The sequence below is a fragment of the Paenibacillus brevis genome (assembly GCF_018919145.1).
Taxonomy (GTDB): Bacteria; Bacillota; Bacilli; order Paenibacillales; family Paenibacillaceae; genus Fontibacillus; species Fontibacillus brevis.
In genome coordinates, this window is the sequence record NZ_JAHLQJ010000004.1 from 273,177 (window position 1) to 295,667 (window position 22,491).

A 22,491-nucleotide genomic window follows, 5' to 3' on the forward strand; every position below is an offset into this window, starting at 1 on the left:
CACTTCGCCTTTGCAGTTCAACTTCGAGGCGCAATTTGCACATGGCTGCGTTGCAAGTGCGCTGCAATAAGCCTGCGCCTGCGGCACGCAACCAGGATACTGTATGCAAGTCAAGCCTCCCTCCAACTTTACCCTTCGCCATCACAATACAAAACACCGCGCCGGGAGCTGTATTTTGCGCGTAGTAAGCATATGCCCACATGGTCGGCATATGCAGAGTCTGCTGGAATAGCCCTTACTCTGCGGGCTTAGTTGTAATTCAGCCACCCCTCCAATGGAGGCGCGATGTTGCATAGTACTGCCTATAATGCAATGTCATCCGGTACCTCATATGCCGGATGAACGAGCCTGTAAGCAAATACCGAGGGATACGAGGATGCTGTCAATTAGCTCTTTATGGACAGCTATATGAGCACTATAGTGCATTTGGCACCTATAAAGCCGAATTAAAGAGACTGCGTAAAAGGGCATAAGTGGGCAGTGTGCTGAAGAAACGGAGTGTTCGCCTTTGTGAGCGGATTCCTACTATTTCAAATTTCACTCAATCAAAGGAATCCGCGAACAACAGCGATCGTAAGCACACTTCACACGTTGCCCCCTACACGCAGAATCACTAATCCGCTTTTATACTGCTGCGCTCTTGCACGAAACTGCGACGAAGGGAACGTTGGCATTTACTCCTGAGATGGCTCTACTTTTGTTCCGCCCCTTCTTTTTTTGATTGTGTTCAAAGCGAATGTAATAAATGACACAGAATTCTCAGCCTGCCCATTGATATGGTTTTAGTATAAAACTTAATTCTTAAGCTTTAATGAAGGTGGTGCGCCCATGGAGCATGAAGAACATTCAGACATTGTCGAGAACATTTGTGAATCCACCCTGACGATGGCTTATCAGCTAGGCAAGCTTTTTTTCAACGATGGGGAGCCGATTGTCCCAAGCCGCTTCTTCATCCTGTTGATGGTCTCTCGAGCCGGTTCCTGCACGATCTCGGCTATTGCTGAGGAGGTCGGTCTCTCCCCGGGAGCAAATACGATTGCTGTGAACAAGCTTGTTAAGGAAGGTCTATTAATGCGGGTCAAGGATAAGCAAGATAAGAGAGTGTGCTGGATGCGGATCACTCCGGCAGGTCAAGCTGCACTGGATGCGATGATAGACAAGCGAAATCATGTATTTCGCATGGTACTAGCAGATTTTCCGAAGTCGCATTTAAATATGTTCCAGCAATCTCTCGAGTTTATTCAGCATAAATTATCTCCCACAGGAGAACTGGTAGAGCTGCCCGCATTTCCTTCAGACGGAAGAAGTAGGTGAGTATATGCAGTTATTACACATAGGCCTTGACATCGGCTCTACAACTGCGAAGCTGGTCGCCATACAGGACGGAGCCATCGTTCATGAGAATTATATCCGTCACTATTCCGACGTCCACCGCTCCGTACTCACGCTTTGGGAGCAATTAAATGCCCTCTTCCCCGATCCTGATACCAAGGCTACAGTATGCATCAGCGGTTCCTCCGGGCTGGCATTGTCCGACCTTGCAGGCATCCCCTTCCTGCAAGAGGTGGTTGCCTGTACCAAGGCTGTCAAACAATATGCCCCGGAAACGGATACGGCAATCGAGCTTGGCGGTGAGGATGCAAAAATCATCTATTTCAGCGGCGGCATGGAACAGCGCATGAACAATGCCTGCGCAGGAGGAACGGGCGCTTTTATCGATCAGATGGCCTCACTATTAGAGACGGATCCTGCGGGTCTGAACGAGCTGTCCAGCCATCATGCCACAATTTATCCGATCGCTTCGCGCTGCGGCGTGTTCGCAAAGACTGACGTCCAGCCGCTTCTAAACGAAGGCGCACGGCGTGAGGACATTGCCGCTTCGATCTTCCAGAGCATCGTGAACCAAACGATCAGCGGTCTGGCCTGCGGCCGTCCCATCAAGGGAAAGATTGCCTTTCTCGGAGGGCCGCTGACCTATCTGTCCGAGCTGAGGAAACGCTTCGCCGTAACGCTGAATCTCCGTGCGGACGAGATCATCTTCCCCGACCGAAGCCAGTATTTTGTGGCGTTGGGCTCGGCGCTGCATGGGGAAGACGGCGAGCCGCGCAGACTGGACGATTGGCTTCAGTCACTGCTTGGCGTATCCTTTGAACGCTTGCGTAAGCAGGATAAGGGGCAACAGCTCCCTCCCCTCTTCAAAGATTCAGAGGAGCTTGCAGCATTCCGTACACGCCATGGCAAAGCCTCGGCGAAGGTGATGAGCTTGTCGCATTATTCGGGACCCTGCTATTTCGGTATCGACGCAGGATCGACTACGACCAAGCTAGTGCTCACCGGGCAAGAAGATCAAATCCTGTATGTCTATTACGCCGGTAACAAGGGCAACCCGCTTGGCTCTGTGCGTGAAGCGCTGAAGCAGATTTATGCGTTGCTGCCGCCGGATTGCTACATCGCCAGGTCGGTTGTAACCGGCTATGGCGAGGGGCTCGTCAAAGCCGCGTTCCGTGTCGATGGCGGCGAGGTAGAGACGGTTGCCCACTACAAGGCGGCCTCTTTCTTTTTGCCGGATGTCGACTTCATTCTGGATATCGGCGGACAGGACATGAAATGCATCAAAATCCGCGGCGGCATCATTGACAGTCTGATGCTGAATGAAGCCTGCTCCGCCGGCTGCGGCTCCTTTCTGGAGAGCTTTGCGGCAGCACTGGGGCTTTCTATTACAGAGTTCGCTGCTCAGGCCCTGGAATCCAGACAACCCGTCGATCTGGGATCGCGCTGTACGGTATTCATGAATTCCAAGGTCAAGCAGGTTCAAAAGGAAGGCGCCTCCCTGCCTGATCTGTCTGCAGGCCTCGCCTACTCTGTGGTAAAAAACGCGCTGCAAAAGGTCATTAAAATCCGCAACCCCGAGGAAATGGGCAAGCGGATTATCGTCCAGGGCGGAACCTTCCTGAATGACGCCGTCCTTCGCGCCTTCGAGCAATTAACCGGACGCGTGGTCATTCGTCCCGATATCGCAGGTATGATGGGCGCTTACGGCTGTGCATTGATGGCCAGAGACGGTTACTCGGGCACAGGATCAAGCACTCTGCTGCCGGAGTCAGAGCTGGACAGCTTCAGCTGCGAAGTATCGCACGCCCGCTGCGGGATTTGCAGCAATCACTGTGCCTTGACGATCAGCCGGTTCCCGGACAAGAGCTTCCATGTCACCGGCAATCGCTGCGAGCGTGGAGCCACCCAGAAGAAAGAGAAGAACACGCTGCCCAATCTGGTCGCCTACAAATATGATCGGATATTCCACTACCGCTCCCTGGAGCCGGAACAAGCTCATCGCGGAACTGTCGGTATTCCCCGAGTGCTTAATATGTTCGAGAACTATCCATTCTGGCATACGTTTTTTACCAAACTGGGCTACCGGGTCGTGCTGTCTCCCAAATCCTCCAAGAAGCTCTATGAAAGCGGTATGGAGACGATCCCGTCGGAATCTGTCTGCTATCCCGCCAAGCTCGCGCACGGCCATGTACAGAGTCTCATCAACAGCAAGGTTGATATGATATTCTATCCTGCAGTCATTTATGAAAAAAAGGAAGACGAAGCGGCTGACAATCATTTCAATTGCCCCGTCGTCGCCTCCTATCCCGAGGTCATCCGGACGAATGTAGATGCATTGAAGGTATCGGGCATCCCCTTGATCAGCCCTTTTCTAAACTTCGATTCCCCTGCCGTGCTTCGCAAGCGGCTCCAGGAGACATTTGACGGGATTGCCAAGGAGGAACTGAATCAAGCTTTTGATGCAGCCTGGCAGGAAGCTGGGCTAGTGAGAGAGGAGTTGCGGCAGCAAGGAGAGGATACGCAGGCGTATCTGAATCAGACCGGCGGTAAAGGCATCGTTCTATGCGGCCATCCCTATCATGTCGATCCTGAGATCAACCACGGGATTGCAGAGCTTGTCACCGGCATGGGGCTTGCCGTGCTGACGGAGGATGCCATTTGTCATCTGGGCGACGTGGAGCATCCGTTGCCTGTCGTCAATCAATGGACCTACCACGGCCGGATGTATCGAGCTGCCTATGCCGTCTCCAAGCTGAAGCAGCTGGAGCTTGTCCAGCTGACCTCTTTCGGCTGCGGTATTGATGCCATTACCGCCGATGCGGTTCAGGAGATTCTTGAGAGCCGCGGCAAGACCTTTACGCTGATTAAGGTCGATGAGATCAGCAATCTGGGCGCAGCAAGAATCCGGCTTCGTTCGCTGCTCGCCGCAATGCGGGACAGAGAAGCCGGCTGCAGGAGCGAGTTGCCGCTGGACTCTGTCATCCTCCCACCTCCCCCGGCTGTATTTACGCGGGAAATGCGGGAGGACTACACCATTCTTGCCCCACAGCTCTCTCCCATTCATTTCGAGCTGTTCGAGACCGTATTCCGGGACGGCGGATATCGACTGAAGGTGCTGAAGGCGGCAACCCGCGAGACCACGGAGGAGGGGCTTAAGCTCGTCAACAATGATGCCTGTTACCCGGCTATCGTAACGATCGGGCAGATCATGACCGCCCTGAAGAGCGGGGAGTACGATCCGAACCGCACAGCCGTCATCCTGACCCAGACGGGCGGCGGCTGCAGAGCGACCAACTACATCGGCCTACTCCGCAAGGCGTTGAAAGAGTCTAGACTGGAGCAGATTCCGGTCATTTCGCTGAATGTCTCCGGCCTGGAAAATCAACCCGGGTTCAAGCTGAACCTGCGCATGATTAACCGCCTGATTGCCGCATCCTGTTACGGGGACCTGCTGATGCGGCTCCTATACCGGTTCCGGCCCTATGAACAGCGAGCCGGTTCAACCTTGGATCTGTTTCGCAAATGGATGGACCGCTGCAAGCAGTCGCTGGCAAAATTCTCCTTCGGACAATACAAAGAATACATTCAGGCTATGGTCACCGAGTTCGAATCACTCCCGCTTACCGGTGCCGTCAAGCCCCGGGTTGGTATCGTCGGCGAAATTCTGATCAAGTTCCATCCGGACGCCAACAACAAGCTGGTCGAGCTCATTGAAGCAGAGGGTGGCGAAGCGGTCGTGCCCGATTTCCTGGACTTCATGTTTTATTGTCTATACAACCCGATATATAAAGCGGATCAGCTCGGCAAGAGCAAAATGCTTGGATTGATGAATCCGATGATCATCAGCTATCTGGAAATGTATCGCAAACCAGTGAAGAAGGCGCTCGAACAGAGCCGCTACCTGACACCTCCGGAGAGCATCTACACTCTTGCCGACAAGGCCAGCCGGCTGCTCTCGGTCGGTAATCAGATGGGAGAAGGCTGGTTCCTTACCGCCGAAATGATGGAGCTGCTGGATCACGGCGTCGACAACATTGTATGCATCCAGCCGTTCGCTTGTCTGCCGAACCATATTACCGGACGCGGCATGGTCAAGGGGCTCAAGGAGCTCTATCCACGCGCCAACATCGCCGCGATTGACTATGACGCCGGTGCCAGTGAAGTCAATCAGGTCAACCGGATCAAGCTCATGATGTCGATCGCAAGCGGAGTTCTATGCTAGACGAAGAAATGCCGCCCGCCTACAAGCGTTCAAGCTGTAGGTGGACGGCGTTTTATTTATCGAGTGATATTATTGGGGTTAATAAGCTGTCCAGCCCGCATCTGCCGTAATCGTAGTTCCGTTGACGAAACTGGAATCGTCCGAAGCCAGGAATAATGCTACCTTTGCTATATCCTCAGGCTGCCCCATCCCCGGATTGATTCCCATTCCAACCTGTGCGCGTTCGGCACCGAACGGATTGACCGACGTCAATGACGCGCCAATGTTCGTCTGCACCGCACCGGGAGCAATCGCATTACAGCGAATACCCAACTGGGCATACTGGAAGCCAACGTTCTTGGTTAATCCGACCACCGCATGCTTGGAGGCCGTATAAGCAGCACCCGCACGGGAGCCGAACAATCCTCCGGCAGAAGCGATATTCACAATTACGCCTGCCTTCTTCTCCGTGAAGAGCGGGAGCACTTTTCGGATGGTGCGCATCGGGCCTGTAGTATTCACCGCGAATACCTTCTCCCACAGTTCATCTGTCAGGTCCCCTGCAGGGACAAAATTATCCATAATTCCTGCGTTGTTTACCAAAATATCTACGGTCCCATAACGGTTCACCGTCTCATCAATCAAGCGCTGAACATCCTCTTCTTTGACTACATTGGAAGCAATTGCGAAGGCTGTACCGCCTTTGGCTTCAATACCCTCAACGACCTTTCCGGCATTTTCCACGCTTAGATCAGCAACAACAACCTTGGCTCCTTCCGCAGCATAGAGCTCTGCAATCGCTTTTCCCATCCCTGAGGCAGCTCCTGTGACAACAGCTACTTTTCCTGATAGCTTCATGTTCTACAACCTCCTATTATGATAAAATCAACATATGTTCGATAAGTCATTGGATAACTCAAGTATAAAAGTCACATAAAAACCTGACAATCACGAAACTTTCCAGAATTGTTCGTTAATCAACAAATTCAGTGAAACTGTATATTATCTTGTAGTTAGGGGGGATCTAATATGCCGCAAGCTGAGGTGAAGCGTGATCCAAGAATTGTCCGCAGTATGACGGCCATGCGCAGCGCGCTTCTCCAGTTGATGTCCCGCAAGCCGTTTGCTGCCATTACGATCACTGAGATTGTAGGCCTGGCCGGATATAACCGGGGAACGTTCTATGCCAATTACACGACTAAGGAAGATTTGCTGGAGGACATGATCGGCGAAAAGATCGGCGACCTGCTGCAATCCTTCCGAGCCCCTTACGCACAGGTCAGTGAGTTCAGCCCGCATGATCTGCATGCCAATTCCGTCATGATCTTCAATCATATTGCCCGCAATGCTGATTTCTATACCATTTTAACGAAAAGCGACGTGCTGCCTGCACTGCGAAAGAAAATGTTTACTTCCCTGAAGCAAATTCTTAAAGAGGAATTGAGTTTTGAGGAAGGCGATGTGGATCAGGAATTGATGTTCATCTATTCCTTGAACGCCTTATTGGGCCTAATCTTCTATTGGATCGAGAGCGGTTATGCCCACCCTCCTGCTTATATGCAAGAGCAGTTGGTGAAAATCTTGAATCATATGCCATCATCGGGAAAAAAGCTGGGGGTGAGAACCCAGGCAGTGTCAAAAAATCTGCATGAAAAAAGGGGCTGAAGACGGTATCTTCTCCCCTTTTTAACCTTACCCGTTCTTCTGTGCCTCGATTCGCTCGGCCAGTTCGCTGAGATATGCCCAGCGCTCCATCAGGCGCTCCAGCTCGGCCTCAGCCTGCTGCTGTTCAACCATCAGCTCCTGCAGCCGCATCGCATCGCTTGCAGCATGCGCCATTTGCTCCGTGATATCGGTAAGCCGTTGCTCAGCCGCTTCCACATCCGCGTCGATGGTCTCATATTCCCTTTGCTCCTTGTACGAGAATTTCAGCTTCTCCGCTCTTTCAGGGTCCTTCGTGCTGCCGGAAGCATTTCCGGTCCCTGTTCCATTGCCTGAGCTGCCTTTTGCTCTATCCGATGAGCCCGCGCCACCTCCGGCATTGTCCTTCGCCGCCGAGCCCGCCGCATTCATCCGTTCCTCGTAATCGCTGTAATCTCCCACATGCACGGCGACAACGCCATTGCCTTCGAATACCATTAGCTTGTCTACAGTCCGGTCCAGGAAATACCGATCGTGGGATACGACAAAGACTGCACCGGTGAACTCATCGAGATAGGCTTCCAGCACCGTCAGCGTCTGGATATCGAGGTCATTGGTAGGTTCGTCGAGCAGCAGTACATTCGGAGCTTCCATCAAAATCCGAAGCAGATAAAGGCGACGCTTCTCGCCTCCGGAAAGCTTGGAAATCGGTGTCCATTGCGAGGCGGGCGGGAACAGGAAGCGCTCCAGCATCTGTGCTGCCGTTATTCTTGTACCATCGGCCGTCTCAACGACCTCTGCGGCATCCTTAATATATTCAATGGCCCGCTGGTTCGGATCCATCTCCTGATGCTCCTGCGTAAAATATCCCAGCTTGACGGTCTGGCCCAATACAACTTCGCCTTCCTCAGGCTGAATTCGTCCTGCGATCATGTTGAGCAGGGTCGATTTGCCGTATCCATTCGGCCCTACGATTCCAACGCGGTCTCCCGGCACAGCTGTATAGGTTAAGCCGTCGATCAGCAGCCGATCACCGGCGGATTTACGGATGCCCTCAATTTCTACAATCTTGCGCCCCAACCGGGTGGAAGCTACGGAAATATCCAGCGACTCATTCTTATACTCCGGCTTCATCCCTTGAAGCTTCTCGAACCGTTCAATTCGCGCCTTCTGCTTGGTCGAGCGCGCCTGAGCGCCGCGACGAATCCAGGCCAGCTCGCCCCGCAGCAGATTCTGCCGCTTCTGTTCGCTGGCTGCCTCTCGTTCCTCCCGTTCGCTTTTTAATTCAAGAAAACGGCTATAATTGGCTTCATAACGGAACAGACGCCCCTGATCCAGCTCCAGCATGACATTACATACCCGGTCCAGGAAGTAACGGTCATGCGTAATAATCAGCAGCGCGCCTCGGCGCTTCTGAAGGTAGCTCTCCAGCCAGGCCACCGATTCGTTGTCGATGTGGTTCGTTGGCTCGTCCATAATGAGCAGCTCGGATGGCAGAATCAATGCCGACGCCAGAGCAACACGCTTGCGCTGTCCCCCTGAGAGCACCCCCATTTTCCGGGAAAAATCAGCTATCCCCAGACGTGTCAATATACTCTTTGCCTCATTTTCCAGGCCCCATGCATCAAGACGATCCATCTCCTGGCTTAACCGGCTGACTCTTGTCTGCAAGCTTTCATCTGTCGGCAGAAGCTCCAGTTCCTCAACCGCCTCCATATATTGCGATACGAGTTGATGCTCCGGACCGCCGTTTTGAAATACTCCTCTCAGAACCGTCATATCCGGATCGAATTCCGGATTCTGTGCCAGAAAAGCTACTCGGACTCCCCGATTGATCGTTACCTTGCCGGCATCAGCCTGCTCCAGACCAGCGAGCACCCGCAGAAAGGTCGACTTGCCTGTCCCATTTACCCCGACTACGCCGATCTTATCGTATTCGTCCATCCCAAAGGAGGCATCCTGAAACAGGATTTTCTCACCGTAGCTCTTACTTAATTGTTCAGCTGTCATTATGTTCATATGATTAACCCGCTTTCCGCTCCACCAAATTCATCTTGAAATCACTCTATACAAGCCCTGCTTAGCCAAGCCATAATCCCATCCCGGCGGCAATCAAGCCTGCAGTCAACGCACTGAGAATATTCACGGCATCATTGTTCATCCAGACCAGGCCCCGATCCGGCAGCGTAGGCTTGCCGCAATGCATTTCGACCTCCACCAGCTTGTCACAGACCGGGCAGCGATACATCCGCTGGACGGTAGCTCCAAGCAATGAATCGACATAGGCTCCGGCAAATCCCGATGTCCCGCCGATCAACAACCATTCTCCAAGCGAAAGCTCCATAGGAAGAGCCACGGAACCCTCCCGGCTCCCCCCGGCAAACTGCCCGAACGAGCCGATCCAGCCAGATACTGTTTCTCCTAGCCCAAGCCAGACCGCCCAGCTTTCCCATTCCGGCCATGCCAGAAGCAGCCAGCCTGCTCCGCCGATCATCAGCGCTCCAATTAGTGCAGCCCCGCTGCCAAGCAGGGATACCCCGCCTGAAGTTCCTGCGGGAACCGGTCTCCAGGTAAGCAGCGATCTGGGTTGACGACGGCTGAGCCCTCCCAGCTCCGTCGCCCAGGTATCCGCCGTTACCGCAGCTAGCGTACCCAGTACGAAATAGGCCCAAAATGGATCCGGCCATAAGGCATAACCCAGACACGCGGCCATTCCTGCTCCGCCGTTTGCGAAAACTTGTCCCGCATCACGACGCCCTGTTTTGGCGTAGGATTTCTCCAGCTCATGCTTGCGCTCGGCCTTTACCTTGGACAATATAGAGGAGCTTATAAAGAATAACAGCAAAAGTCCAAACCAGAACCAGGTTCCCTGTGCAGCGCCGAAATAGACTGTCCCCATCAATATGGCTGCCACCATACCGGAAAGAGAAAGAGACTGCTTCCGGTAGGCTATTCCTGCAACCAAAGCGGCACCGAGCGCCCCAATTCCCCAATAAATCATGAACGGGACGGGCCGGACAGCACTTCACATCGACCCAGCACCTCGCCCCCGTAGGCAATTTCCAGCTTGTCTCCGGCGAAGACCGGTCCTACTCCTTCCGGCGTACCGGTAAAGATCAGATCCCCCTCGCCCAACCCGTAGCGCTCCGCTATATAATCAACGATCTGCTGAAGCGGGAAAAGCATATTCCTAACATTCCCTTGCTGTACCAGCTCACCATTCTTAGTCAAGGTAAAATCCTTCTCGGCAAGCTCGTCCACACCGGGAAATGCAACATATGGCGTTAAAGGCGCCGAGTTCCGGAAGCCCTTGGCCGCCGTCCAGGGATGCCCCTGCTTCTTGAGCTCGCTCTGCACATCCCGTAGTGTAAAGTCAATTCCGAATGCCATCACATCCACGAGTTCATCCACCTTCATACCCGGCTTATAATCCCGGGCAATCCGCAGCACAAGCTCGGTCTCAAAGTGAATCTCTCCCCGGTTCCCGGGAAGCTCCAATCCACCCTCATTCATCGATACAGCAGCATGGGTCGGCTTCATAAAGATCATCGGCTCCTTAGGCACCGCATTGCCGAGTTCCTCCGCGTGCGCACGATAATTCCGCCCCACACAATATATATTCAAGATCATCTTATTGCCCATTATCTGTTCCTCCCATTAACTAAATTAGTTGTTCGCTTTGTCTCATAACTCCTTAATATTTCTGCTGGTCTAGGTAGCAGCCTCTTTAGTTCAACCTTTAACTTTTATTATACGGAGCCTTAAAAGCCAATGGCCATAGCTCCGGACGATTCGTACAGATGAGCAAGTCCGGATGCAAGCCTGCAAGACGGCGCATGCCCTTCACATGATCCACCGTCCATGCCATCACATCCAGGCCGCGTCTTGACGCTTTAGCCGCCATTTCAGCGGTGAGCCTTTTGTAATTGACCGAAAGAAAGGAGCACTGCAGCATTTGCAGCCGCAAGAACAAATCCTTCGGCAGTTGATCAATAATCAGTCCGGTTCGCACCGACTTGGTATTCTCCTTGACTTTGGATAGCGAACGCAAATCAAAGCTGGTCAGCACCACTTCGTGCTCCATGCGATGCTTTTTAATAACCTCAATCACCTTGTCTTCCAGTCCGGGATACATATTCCCTTGCGTCTTCAATTCGATATTGGCCTTCAATCGGCCTTGAATAGCCCCCAGACAGTCATCCAGAGATATCAAGCGCTCCCCCGCATACTGTTTTGATTTCCAGCTACCCGCATCCAACGCAAGCAATTGCTCCCAGGTATAGTCCTTCACAGGCCCACGGCCATTGGTCGTACGATTCAAGGTGTAATCATGAATCAGAAAGGGAATTCCGTCTCTCGATAATTGGACATCCACCTCGATCCAGGCCACATTTGAATCCGACAGAGCTAATTCGATCGCCGCCATCGTATTCTCAGGGGCCGCTCCCGAGCAGCCCCGATGTGCCACGCATTGTATCGGCATCTCTATCCGCCCCCTGTGTGTACCTCTCCCGATTCTTTTATTCTTACTCCCGGAGAAATCGCTTCTAGCTCGCTCCAGAGCTGAGCACGCTCCTCTTCATTCATCGGCACCGGCTGTCCTACCTCTGTTTTGTAGGGAACCAGCCTCAGATCACAGTCTCCAGCCTTGCTGCAGGAAGCCTGGAACACGGCCGTCTCCCAGGTCTTAGGATCATTCGATTTTGTGAAAATAAAATTCCCTGTACTGTAGGCAATCCATTTTCCCTTATAAGACTCCAGCCCCTGGAGTACATGAGGGTGCCCTCCGATGACCAGATCTGCACCGGCATCAATATATGCATGGGCAAGCTCGGTCTGATGCTTCTCAAGCTCAACGGTCCGCTCTTTCCCCCAATGGACGACCACTAGCACCAGATCAGCCTGATCGCGCGCCTCCCGAATCGTCTTTACCGCTTGCGTAGAGTCGTAGGTTGCAGCAACCCCAGGTCCCTTACCCGCTGCCCATTCTTTTTTCGGAATCACCCGCGAGAACCCGCATAATGCAATCCGAATGCCATTTCGTTCAACATAGACGGGTGCAAAGGCTTCTTTACTGTTCTGGCCAGCCCCGACATGAAGCACTCCAGCCTTCGAAAGATGCCCAAGCGTATCCGACAGCCCCTCCACACCTTGATCCAGAATGTGGTTGTTTGCCAAATTCACTGCCTCTACCCCTGCCCGAACCATTTCCGGAAGGGCTTCAGGCGGCGATTTAAAGACATAGGTCTTCTCTTCCTCAGGCGTCCCCCCCTCCGTTACCGGGGTTTCCAGATTGAGCACAGTCAGATCATCCTGAAGGAACAGGTCCTTAACATGCTTGTATGGATAGTCATAGCCTTCTTGCTTAAGCTTGTTCTCGACCTTCCCGGAAAACAACGTATCACCGCCAAAGGAAATCACCACTCGCTCCTGTTCACTTGTAGCTGACTCCAAGTCCGGATTCTCTTCCGAAGCATCGACTTCCTGATGGGTCTCCTCGGAAAGATCATTTTCGGATTCCTTCCCCTCGGAAGCATCCTTCTCCCCGGTCTCTCCATCCGGCCCCGAAAGCTCCGGAGTAACTGATCCGCCCGGCTCCTGGACCGAATGATCAGGTTGTCTTGCCCCATTCTCAGCAGGCCGATCCATCGTAAACAAGTAGGAAGCCAGCACAATAATCATAAAAATGAGGCCGAGATTAATCCAGACCCATATTCGGCGCTGCCGTCTTTTCTTATTTGCTTGCTTCTTCTTGCTTTTCTCAGAACGCGGTGGATACATCCCTTATACTCCTTCAACGAAAATTGCTTCATGAAATCATTTCAATTCGAAATCTGATCTTATTATATCAGCTATCCTGAAATAAATAGAACCCTCTGCCAAAAGCAAAGGGTTCATTCAGAGCATCTTCAGGATTTGAATGTTGAAAAAATACAATCGCTAAGCGTCTCCATATACAGCGGATCCGTATTTAACGAATCAATTCGCTCCAATCTCATATCAAGCTCCTTGGCGATGGCCTTTGCCTCGATATCCAGATCATACAGGACCTCCAGATGATCCGATACGAAGCCAACCGGAGCAACCAGCACATCTTCGATCTGCTCCTGACTCAAATCCCGCAGCGTATCCAGGATATCCGGCCCAAGCCACGGCTCTGCCGTCCGCCCTGCGCTTTGCCAGGTGAACTGCCAGGACGTGACCCCGGCCTTCTCTGCAACAGCCCTGGAGGTCTCCAGCAGTTGATCCTGGTAGGGGTCTCCCATCTCGAGAATTTTAGCCGGCAAGCTGTGAGCACTGAACAGTACCCGTACCTTATCCCGTAAGGCTCCTGCTTCAACGAATTGCTCCAGCTTGGCCGATACGCGCTTGGCTAAGACTTCGATCAGCTTCGGATGAAGATGATAGCTCTTCACAAATTTCATGGCGATTCCGTGTTCGGCAGCTTTTGCCTCGGCACGTTTTATGTAGCCCCCGATGCTCATTACGGAGTAATGCGGAGCCAGCACAATGCCTACCGCCTCCTTGATCCCGTCCTTCGCCATTGCCTCAACGCCATCCTCAATAAACGGGGAAGCATGCTTTAGCCCCTGATAGCAGATAAATTGCTTGTCCTGATAGGGGTTCATTCGATTCAGCGTTTCTTGTAGTGCGGCAACCTGATTATCTGTGTTGGCCCGGAGCGGAAATACACCTCCGACAATTGCTTCATAGCGATCGGTCAGCTCCTTGAGCTGATCCTCCGTTGGGGGATGGCCCCGACGAATGTGAGTGTAATATGCTTCAATTTGGTCCATGCTTTCCGGTGTGCCGTAAGACATCACCAATACACCGATTGTTGTCATCACGAATTCCGTTCACCTCTTCAATTAAATAAGTAACTCTATAAGTTCGTCTAAGCCTTCCGCTTCGCAAGCACTTCAGCGGAATAGTCGTGCACATAAGCTGTGAGCTCCTGAAGCTTCTCCAGCGACGCTTCAGGGAATAATCCGTGTCCGAGATTGAATATGTATCCCGGCGTCTCTAGACCCATATCGATAATTTGTTTAGCATGCTGCTTGATCACATCCATAGGAGCCGTCAGAAGATAAGGATCCAGATTCCCTTGAATGGCATATTTGCCTTCTGTTCGTCTGCGTCCTTCCCGAATCGACACACGCCAATCCAGTCCGATCACCTCTGTCTGTAGAGAAGTCAGCTTTGGAAGAAGCTCCCCGGAGCTAACACCCGGGAAATAAATTTTCGGTACATTCAAATCGGAAAGTTCGGCAAAAATACGAGTAATTACCGGCTCCACATATCGTTCAAAATCTTTAGGCGCAAGTGCGCCAACCCAACTGTCGAACAGCTGGATAGCCTTGCCGCCGCTATCGACATGCGCTCTTAAATAAGTGATCACCATATCTCCCAGCTTGTTCATTAGCATGTCCCAAAGCCCGGGATCACTGTACATCAAAGTCTTTGTCTTGATATAGCTTTTGGAGGGACGTCCCTCAATTAAGTAGCTTGCAATCGTGAACGGCGCGCCTGCAAATGTAATTAATGGCACATCAAGCTCCCGGTCCAGGATGGAGATCGTATCCAAAATATGCTGCAGATCCTTGTGCACATCAATAGGCTTCAACCGTTCAATGTCCTGCCGTGAGGAGATGGGATTGGCGATAACCGGGCCAATATTTTTGACAATATCAAAATCCACACCGAGCGATGCAACCGGATTCATGATATCAGAATACAAAATTGCTGCATCAACCCCAAGCTTGCGCACCGGCATCAGGGTAACTTCGGCCGCCAGCTCCGGCTGCTGGCAAATTTCAAGCAAGGTATATTTTTCCTTGATTTGTCGATATTCGGGATCGTATCTCCCAGCTTGGCGCATGTACCATACCGGGAGCCGATCCACCTCCTGCTTGAAGCAGGCACGGATAAACCGGTCATTATAAGCCACTAGATCAGGCCTCCTGTTCACTTAGAGAGGTTGTTCAAAAAGTCATCTTTTGGTTTTTTTGAACTATCACTTAATTCACTAAGTTTTATTATGCCCTTTTTAAGAGCAAGTCACAACATTCGCGCTGTGATTCTCACGGACTCTTCATTCATGTCGATCCCATGACAACATATCGACAATGCTGCAGGACAGTCTGAGGAGAGTTTTAACTGTGGTATACTGGAATAACTTGTTTACTTCGAACCGGATGACGCAGAAAGGAAGTGAAGCACATTGAATAAGTCATGGAAGGTTAACCTCATTGTGCTCTGGTTCGGGTTGTTCTTTGTCAACGCGGGAATGACGATGGTCACTCCGTTTCTCTCCTTGTTCCTTGCAAGGGATCTGAATGTGCAGGGAGAGCATGCCATCGGGATCTGGGCAGGGATGATCTTCGCGGCGAATTTCGCCACCTCCTTCATCTTCCAGCCGCTGTGGGGCAAGCTCGCCGATAAATATGGCCGCAAAGTAATGGTGCTGCGCTCCGGCTTCGGGATGGCGCTGGTCATCGCCCTTATGGGCTTCGCGACGCATCCTTGGCACTTGCTGGCTCTTAGGCTCCTGAACGGAACCATCTCTGGCTTTAACCCTGCAGCCGTGTCGCTGATTTCAGGTACCGCGCCGAAGGATAAGATGGGCTTGGCCATGGGAACGATGCAATCCGGTAATGTCGCCGGTACAATTCTAGGTCCGCTGATTGGCGGATTACTGGCAGAATGGATCGGCTTCAGGCCTATTTTTTTTGTGACCGGAATTTTGCTGTTTCTGGCTTCCATGCTCACTCTATTTTTCGTGCATGAGGATTTTGACCGGAAGGAAGCGGCCCAAATGCCGCAGGTCTCTGTGCTGCAAGGCTTCACTGAGCTGAGCAAAACCCCTCAGCTGCTTGCATTATTTATGGTAACGCTGCTGCTCCAATTTGCCTTGGTCAGCCCCATGTCCCTCTTGCCGCTCTACGTCGAGAAGCTGCATGGCATACCGACAGACGTGGCTTTCTGGGCCGGCTTCGTCTCAGCAGTCGCAGGAATGTCCAATATGGTCACCTCTCCCGTGCTTGGAAGGGTGAGCGACAAATTGGGGGCACATCGCGTATTGACAGTCTGTCTGATTGGAGCTGCCGCCAGTATTATTCCGCAGGCTTTTGTAGAATCGGTCTGGCAATTGATCCTTGTCCGCTTTGTGATGGGCGTCTTTATGGGAGGTTTGCTTCCGAGCGTGAACGCCTTGATTCGGTTCTATACCCCGGACGGAATGGAAAGCCGCGCCTATGCCTTTAACAGCAGCACGATGGCGCTCGGAAATATGCTCGGCGCGATGATCGGCGGATTCCTCGCCGGATTCATAGGCATCGAAGGACTGTTCATTGTAGCCGGAGCGCTTCTGCTTGTGAACATGGTCTGGGTCAGAATGAAGCTCTATGCCCATCCCGCAAAGAGCATCCCAGAGGGCCGCACCTAGCGAATAAACAATAAGGCTGAGCAACAAGTATTTGAAAAAGGTAGGCGAGAAAACATCAGTTCTGTTTTCCGCCCACCTTTTTATTTTTTTGCTTTAATCTATATAAAGCGTTCGCCTTTGTGAACGGATTTCTACTCTATGATGCCTTCGTCCAGTCAAAGAAATCCGTGAACAACAGCGATCGTAAGAACACTTCACACGTTGCCTCCAGTGTACAATCTTTAGTTCAACTTATCTAGTATACTTCTCCATCAGCTTCGCGAGCATGACATATACCTGTTCCTTTGTCAGATTGGCCTTAGGCTGAAATTGGTTAGCGCCTGTTCCCTGTATAAATCCAAGGTTATATGCAGCATAGGCGTCAGCTTTCGCCCAGGATGCTATTTGAGCATCATCGGCAAAGATTGCGTTTGTATTGCGTAATGCCGCAATATTTCCGCCAAGCTTCTTGTGCAAGTTCATCAACACAACTACAGCCTCCTGTCGGGTTAGCTGCTTGTCAGGAGAGAATAGCCCCGCTGAAGTGCCTTGAATGATTCCAAGCTTGGCCGCATGGGAGATTTTCGATTGATCGATATCGGCGAACGGGCTTGCCGCTTCCTGCATTTCATAGCTTGTCAGATATTGATACAGGTTAAAAGCGATCGTGGTGAACTCCTGCCGGCTGATTTGGCGGGAATGGTTGATATCTGCAACACCGTCAAGCAGGGCATTGCTTTTCAGCTTTAAATAGTATTCTTGCGCCCATGAGCTGACCGTTGCATCGGACGATTCATTTTGCAGATTAGTTTGTGGGTGGGTCTGGGATTCAGATATTGATTCTTCTTGCTGCCCGGCTGTGAAGAACTGCGTGTCATAAGCGATCGAAACCGATTGGCCATTTGCCTTGCTGTAAAGTCCCGTAATCTCGATATGAAATTGATCCTCCGGATTATATTTAATGCTGGAATCAGGCCGGAAAATAATACAGAACGGAATCGCATAATAACCGGTATCTACCTTAAAATACTTGCCGCCCTTATTCTGATCGCTTGGATCCAAGCTCCATACCTTGCCATCTGCTTTACGCGTCATCTTTACCTTAATTCCATTCGTTCGCTTGTTATCATAAATATCCGGGTTCAGCGAAACCGACCATGGATCCTTATCATGCCATACTTCCAGCGGGAACTGTCCCGCCGACGGCCAGGCAATCTGATCGTAAACCACTTCACCCGCCGCACGAGAGGCATCGAACGAGTACATATTAGAGTAGGGTACTTCTATTGTGCCCGACTGACCGACTACGGCGCCAAACATGGTTTTCTTCATAACTGGATTCAGAATCCAGCGGCGATGTCCTACTCGATCCATGTTGCTCTCACCGGAATCCGCCATATAAAGATCAAAGACGGCTTCTCTAAACGTATCAGCTCCATATGCGATATTGCTGCTTTTTGCTGCGTTTGCTCCTATACGGTATAAATCCTCGTTCATTCCGCTTGGCTGGGAGGGATAATGACTAAGCTGTCCATTTATGGCATTAAGTAATGCGGCCGCCTGCTGCTGCTTGCCCAGAGCGTAATCCGGCTGTACATCATCGGGAAGACCAGCTAAATATCGGGCTAGATTCACAGCTTTGATTCCTTCCAAAATATATGCATCTTTGAGCTTACCAGATGAATAAGGTGCCGTTATGCTTGGCCGTTCCTCATACGCCTCTTCCCATAAGTACCCTGCCTCGGGCTGTAGCGGTGCATACTCCTTCATCTTCTGCACAATCGCCTCGCGCGTATGCTGCTCTATACTGCCCTGTACATCATGTTTAGCATAGACTTCCTGACCAGGCAGAAGCACCGTCGCAGCCAGCACCGCAGCTGCAATAATCGTCGCTATTCTCCCCCTTTTCTTTCCATCCTTGTTGCTCCTCTGACTGGCTGAAATCATCTTGTTCATGTTCCCTCCGATTTACTCTGTGATAAATTTCCTTCTATAATATAATTCGGTTTGAAGTAGCGATGTTTGAACCAACAAAAAGGCAAGACATATCCCTCCTACTCAAAAAGGAGGTAAGCCTTGCCTTTGGTCGCTCACTTTGATGTTCTGTTGTCGGTGTTCCTCAGTCCCTAAGTCAATTTCACCAAATGATATTTCTTCTTGCCTTTGCGGATAATGATGAATCGCCCTTCGATCGCTTGCTCCGCGCTAACCTCGAACTCAAGCTCACTTACGCGGTCACCATTCAATGAGATGGCACCGTTCGTGATATCCTCACGAGCTTGGCGTTTCGATGGCTCAATACCGATATCAACAAGCCAGTCAACGATATTCTTGGCTTCTTTGCCAGCTTCAAAAGCAGGCATTTCCTTGAAGCCTTGTTCGATCTCATCCGCAGTCAACGATTTGATGTCGCCGCTGAACAGAGCAGCCGTAATTCTCTTCGCTTGCTCCAGCATGTCTTCGCCATGCACGAATCTGGTCATTTCTTCAGCCAGCCTGATTTGAGCTTCACGTTTATGCGGTTCCGTTTGAACCTTCTCTGCAAGAGCCTCGATCTCTTCCTTACCGAGGAACGTGAAGTATTTCAAGTATTTAACGACATCGCGGTCATCGGTGTTCGCCCAGAATTGGTAGAATTCATATGGTGTCGTCTTCTTCGGATCAAGCCAGATGGCACCTCCAGCCGTCTTGCCGAACTTTGTGCCGTCCGCTTTTAACATTAAAGGAATCGTCAAGCCAAATGCCTTGGCTTCCGAGCCTTCCTTTTTACGGATCAGATCCAAACCGCTAGTGATGTTGCCCCACTGGTCGGAGCCGCCGATCTGCAGCTGCACATCCTCATGCTGATACAGATGCAGGAAGTCCATCGATTGTAAAATTTGATAAGCAAATTCGGTGAAGGAAATCCCGCTTTCAAGGCGATTGGCAACAATATCCTTGGCCAGCATCGTGTTGATGCTGAAGTTCTTCCCGTAATCACGCAGGAAGTCGAGCACATTCAATTGATGCGTCCAATCATAGTTGTTCACCATGCGCAGTTTAGTATCTCCGTCGGTCAGAAACAGCTTCTTCATTTGCGCAGTCAGAGCATCCACGTTCGCCTGTACTTCCTCCATCGTCTGCAAGGACCGCTCGGATTGGCGTCCGCTCGGATCACCGATCGTTCCTGTTGCGCCGCCGATCAAGATAACCGGCCTATGTCCTGCCAATTGGAATCTTTTCAGCATCATGAAAGGGATCAAATGCCCGATATGCATGCTATCTCCGGTCGGGTCAACCCCGCAGTATAAAGAGATCGATTTCTCCTCCACCAGCTTGCGAAGACCTTCCTCATCCGTCTGCTGATTAATCGCCTCGCGCCATGCCAATTCATCAATAATGTTCACTGTATTCAGCCCCCTATATTTCTTCTATGATAAGTTGAACCACTGAATTTTACGTTCTGGGGGCAACATGTGAAGTGTTCTTACGAACGCTTACGCTTCTACAGCACACTTCACACTTATGTCCTTTCTACGCAGCTTTTATAGGTCAACTTATATAGTCCTGTCCTAACCCGATATACGAGTTTGAAAATAAAAAATCGCCCCTAAGTCCATAACAGACTACAGGGACGATTGAATTCACCGTGTTACCACCCAAATTGTATGATGATATTATTCGCCGGCTCATCATACCACTCTCAGCTTGATTATCGTAAGCTAACCCGCTTGGCATTACCCAAGATACTCCAGAGTGTAATTCGCAAAGGATCAGTGTGCTGCCAGGTTCCATCAACCCCTGGCTTTCTGGAAAGCAGTGACTGCCTGCTACTTCGCTCTTTCAACGTATATCGCATATAAGATTACTGAGAAGTATAGTGAATTCTTTTTCAATTGTCAAATGGAATTCTTGCTGCCTTTTCTACTTCACGATCGCCAGCGCCAAACCGTCATAAGCCGGAAGCATAGTACTGAGCAGCCGCTCATCTGAAGCAATCATTTCATTGAACTTACGGACAGCCTGTACCGAGGGACCGTTCTTCTCCGGGTTTACCGTCCGGCCCCGCAGCAAGGTATTGTCGCCTGCAATGACCGCTCCTTGATTCGCCAATGTAATGGCATACTCCAGATAGGATGGGTAATTTTCCTTATCGGCATCAATCAGGAACATGTCAAAACGCGCTCCCTCACTCTCAAGCTGCCTCAGACTTTCCAGCGCAGGCCCAATTCGGTACTCTACACGATCTCCATATCCGGCTTTTTTTAAGTTACGGGCAGCGAGCGCAGCGTTCTCTTCTTTCAGCTCTAACGACACAAGCTTGCCGTCTTCCTGCATCCCACGCGCCAGGCAAATCCCGCTATAACCGCCTAATGCGCCGATCTCCAGAATGCGGGACGAGCCGGAGAGCTTGGCCAGCATCGTAAGCAGCCTCCCGTACCCCGGCGCAATCGACACATCCCGAATGCCGCTCTCTAGGATAGAGGCTGTAACCTGCTCCAATACCGGATCTTCCTTATAAATTTGTTCACTGTATTGTTCAGGGGTTAGCCCCCCGCCGTTTTCATGATCTTCCAAGGGTAATCCTCCATTTTCGGTTTGTATCTTCCCGGACATTGTCCTATACTGAATTGTATGGCTTTTTCCAAGGAACGACAAGTAGATCACGGAGTTGATAGATAGATGAAGGAAAAATTACAGTTGATCGCCACGGCGCCAATGGGGCTGGAAGCGGTTGTTGCACGAGAATTAAAGGAACTGGGATATCAGGATACGATCACTGAAAATGGACGGGTTACGTTTAGCGGAACCTTGGCTGACATTTGCCGCTGTAATCTTTGGCTGCGCACCTCTGATCGGGTTCTGATCAAAATGGGTGAGTTCAAGGCTACAACCTTTGACGAGCTGTTCGAAGGCACCAAAGCATTGCCTTGGCACGACTGGATTCCCGTACATGGTGAATTTCCGGTAGAAGGCCGTTCCCACAAATCACAGCTAAGCAGCGTGCCTGCTTGCCAGGGGATTGTCAAAAAGGCAATCGTAGAGAAGATGAAGGAGAAATATCATACAGAATGGTTTCAGGAAAATGGACCGCGCTATGTCATCGAGGTGAACCTGTTAAATGATGTAGCTCTGTTGACGCTGGACACGACCGGACCGGCCCTGCATAAACGGGGATACCGGAAGCTCATTACCGAGGCTCCCCTGAAGGAAACGATGGCCGCCGCGCTCATCCTGCTCAGCCGCTGGAACCAGAATCCTGCGCGCCCGTTCTACGATCCTTGCTGCGGATCAGGGACACTGCCTATCGAGGCTGCGATGATCGCCTGGAACATTGCTCCTGGCTTGCGCCGCACCTTCAATTCCGAAGCCTGGCCAGTCCTTCCGGAGGAGCTTTGGCAGAATGCCAGGGATGAAGCGATCGATGCGGTCCGGGATGACATCCCTCTCCAAATTGCCGGAAGCGACATCGATCCCAAGGCGATTGAAGTAGCGGAGGCTGCTGCCAAAAGCGCCGGACTGGCCAAGGAAATTTCTTTTCAGACTCTGCCTGTTACGAGAGTCCGGCTGGAGGGTGAATACGGCTGTATCATCACCAATCCGCCTTACGGAGAACGTCTTAGCGAAGAGAAGGAAGTTCGCAAGCTTATCGGTCAACTCGGCCGCCTGTACGTGGAGCTTCCGACCTGGTCCTTCTTCACCATTACGCCAACCAAGCAATTTGAACATGATTTTCAGCGTAAAGCGGACAAGCGCCGCAAGCTATTTAACGGCCGAATTGAATGCCAATACTTGCAATTTCTCGGACCCCTACCTCCGCGGCATTAATGCCAAGGCGGAGGGGTTCTTCGCCGCTAATAGACAGGTCCTTGAGTTTTTGTACAATTTTCCGCACAAAAAGTGGATATACGAG

Annotated in this window: 16 protein-coding genes and 1 other annotated feature; of the genes, 5 read left to right on the forward strand and 11 right to left on the reverse strand. The window is 51.3% G+C overall.

The features are described from left to right. The first annotated feature begins 828 nt into the window (after positions 1 to 828). Positions 829 to 1,314, forward strand: coding sequence for a MarR family winged helix-turn-helix transcriptional regulator (locus KQJ23_RS06505; RefSeq protein WP_216477927.1), 486 nt, complete (start codon positions 829 to 831; stop codon positions 1,312 to 1,314). A 4-nt stretch (positions 1,315 to 1,318) separates the two neighbouring features. Then, positions 1,319 to 5,554 carry a 2-hydroxyacyl-CoA dehydratase gene (locus tag KQJ23_RS06510; RefSeq protein ID WP_216477929.1) on the forward strand — a complete coding sequence of 1,412 codons (4,236 nt, stop codon included), beginning with the start codon at positions 1,319 to 1,321 and terminating at the stop codon, positions 5,552 to 5,554. 78 nt (positions 5,555 to 5,632) lie between these two features. Here KQJ23_RS06510 and KQJ23_RS06515 read toward each other — a convergent pair whose 3' ends face one another. After that, positions 5,633 to 6,391, reverse strand: a complete 759-nt coding sequence (locus tag KQJ23_RS06515) for an SDR family oxidoreductase (protein WP_216477931.1) — start codon at positions 6,389 to 6,391, stop codon at positions 5,633 to 5,635. Between the two features lie 171 nt (positions 6,392 to 6,562). Here KQJ23_RS06515 and KQJ23_RS06520 point away from each other — a divergent pair, with 171 nt between their 5' ends. Next, on the forward strand, positions 6,563 to 7,198 hold the full coding sequence (locus KQJ23_RS06520; RefSeq protein WP_216477933.1) for a TetR/AcrR family transcriptional regulator: 636 nt from the start codon (positions 6,563 to 6,565) through the stop codon (positions 7,196 to 7,198). Between the two features lie 27 nt (positions 7,199 to 7,225). Here the strand turns inward: KQJ23_RS06520 and KQJ23_RS06525 are convergent, their stop codons facing one another. The 7 genes from KQJ23_RS06525 to hemE all read right to left on the reverse strand — a co-directional run bounded on the left by KQJ23_RS06525 (position 7,226) and on the right by hemE (position 15,122). Further along, a complete protein-coding gene (locus KQJ23_RS06525) occupies positions 7,226 to 9,193 on the reverse strand; it encodes an ABC-F family ATP-binding cassette domain-containing protein (RefSeq protein WP_216477935.1) in 1,968 nt (655 codons plus the stop codon). Positions 9,194 to 9,254: 61 nt separating this feature from the next. Then, positions 9,255 to 10,172, reverse strand: coding sequence for a DUF92 domain-containing protein (locus tag KQJ23_RS06530; RefSeq protein WP_216478104.1), 918 nt, complete (start codon positions 10,170 to 10,172; stop codon positions 9,255 to 9,257). Beyond that, entirely contained in the window at positions 10,172 to 10,816 is a 645-nt protein-coding gene (locus KQJ23_RS06535) for a fumarylacetoacetate hydrolase family protein (RefSeq protein ID WP_216477937.1), read from the reverse strand. The genes KQJ23_RS06530 and KQJ23_RS06535 overlap by 1 nt, the downstream gene beginning before the upstream one ends. A 97-nt stretch (positions 10,817 to 10,913) precedes the next feature. Beyond that, entirely contained in the window at positions 10,914 to 11,657 is a 744-nt protein-coding gene (locus tag KQJ23_RS06540) for a glycerophosphodiester phosphodiesterase (RefSeq protein ID WP_216477939.1), read from the reverse strand. A 2-nt stretch (positions 11,658 to 11,659) separates the two neighbouring features. Then, the gene (locus KQJ23_RS06545) at positions 11,660 to 12,955 is read right to left on the reverse strand and encodes a CapA family protein (protein ID WP_216477941.1); all 1,296 of its coding nucleotides are present in this window, start codon (positions 12,953 to 12,955) and stop codon (positions 11,660 to 11,662) included. Positions 12,956 to 13,083: 128 nt separating this feature from the next. Next, complete coding sequence (gene hemH / locus KQJ23_RS06550; protein ID WP_216477944.1) at positions 13,084 to 14,022, reverse strand: ferrochelatase; 939 nt, start codon at positions 14,020 to 14,022, stop codon at positions 13,084 to 13,086. 47 nt (positions 14,023 to 14,069) lie between these two features. Continuing rightward, positions 14,070 to 15,122 carry a uroporphyrinogen decarboxylase gene (gene hemE, locus KQJ23_RS06555; RefSeq protein ID WP_216477946.1) on the reverse strand — a complete coding sequence of 351 codons (1,053 nt, stop codon included), beginning with the start codon at positions 15,120 to 15,122 and terminating at the stop codon, positions 14,070 to 14,072. Between the two features lie 273 nt (positions 15,123 to 15,395). Between hemE and KQJ23_RS06560 the strand changes: the two genes are divergently transcribed. Then, complete coding sequence (locus KQJ23_RS06560) at positions 15,396 to 16,619, forward strand: MFS transporter (protein ID WP_430522283.1); 1,224 nt, start codon at positions 15,396 to 15,398, stop codon at positions 16,617 to 16,619. A 231-nt stretch (positions 16,620 to 16,850) separates the two neighbouring features. Here the strand turns inward: KQJ23_RS06560 and KQJ23_RS06565 are convergent, their stop codons facing one another. The 3 genes from KQJ23_RS06565 to KQJ23_RS06575 all read right to left on the reverse strand — a co-directional run bounded on the left by KQJ23_RS06565 (position 16,851) and on the right by KQJ23_RS06575 (position 21,155). Next, the gene (locus KQJ23_RS06565) at positions 16,851 to 18,554 is read right to left on the reverse strand and encodes an S-layer homology domain-containing protein (protein ID WP_216477948.1); all 1,704 of its coding nucleotides are present in this window, start codon (positions 18,552 to 18,554) and stop codon (positions 16,851 to 16,853) included. 170 nt (positions 18,555 to 18,724) lie between these two features. Next, positions 18,725 to 19,984: a tyrosine--tRNA ligase gene (tyrS, locus tag KQJ23_RS06570; RefSeq protein WP_216477949.1), complete on the reverse strand. Its 1,260-nt coding sequence runs from the start codon at positions 19,982 to 19,984 to the stop codon at positions 18,725 to 18,727. 220 nt (positions 19,985 to 20,204) lie between these two features. Continuing rightward, positions 20,205 to 20,433 (reverse strand) — a binding site (T-box leader). Between the two features lie 68 nt (positions 20,434 to 20,501). Then, positions 20,502 to 21,155 (reverse strand): O-methyltransferase, encoded by a 654-nt coding sequence (locus tag KQJ23_RS06575; protein WP_249529544.1) that lies wholly within the window; start codon positions 21,153 to 21,155, stop codon positions 20,502 to 20,504. Between the two features lie 105 nt (positions 21,156 to 21,260). Here KQJ23_RS06575 and KQJ23_RS06580 point away from each other — a divergent pair, with 105 nt between their 5' ends. Further along, positions 21,261 to 22,406, forward strand: a complete 1,146-nt coding sequence (locus KQJ23_RS06580; protein ID WP_216477953.1) for a THUMP domain-containing class I SAM-dependent RNA methyltransferase — start codon at positions 21,261 to 21,263, stop codon at positions 22,404 to 22,406. Positions 22,407 to 22,491 lie beyond the last annotated feature (85 nt).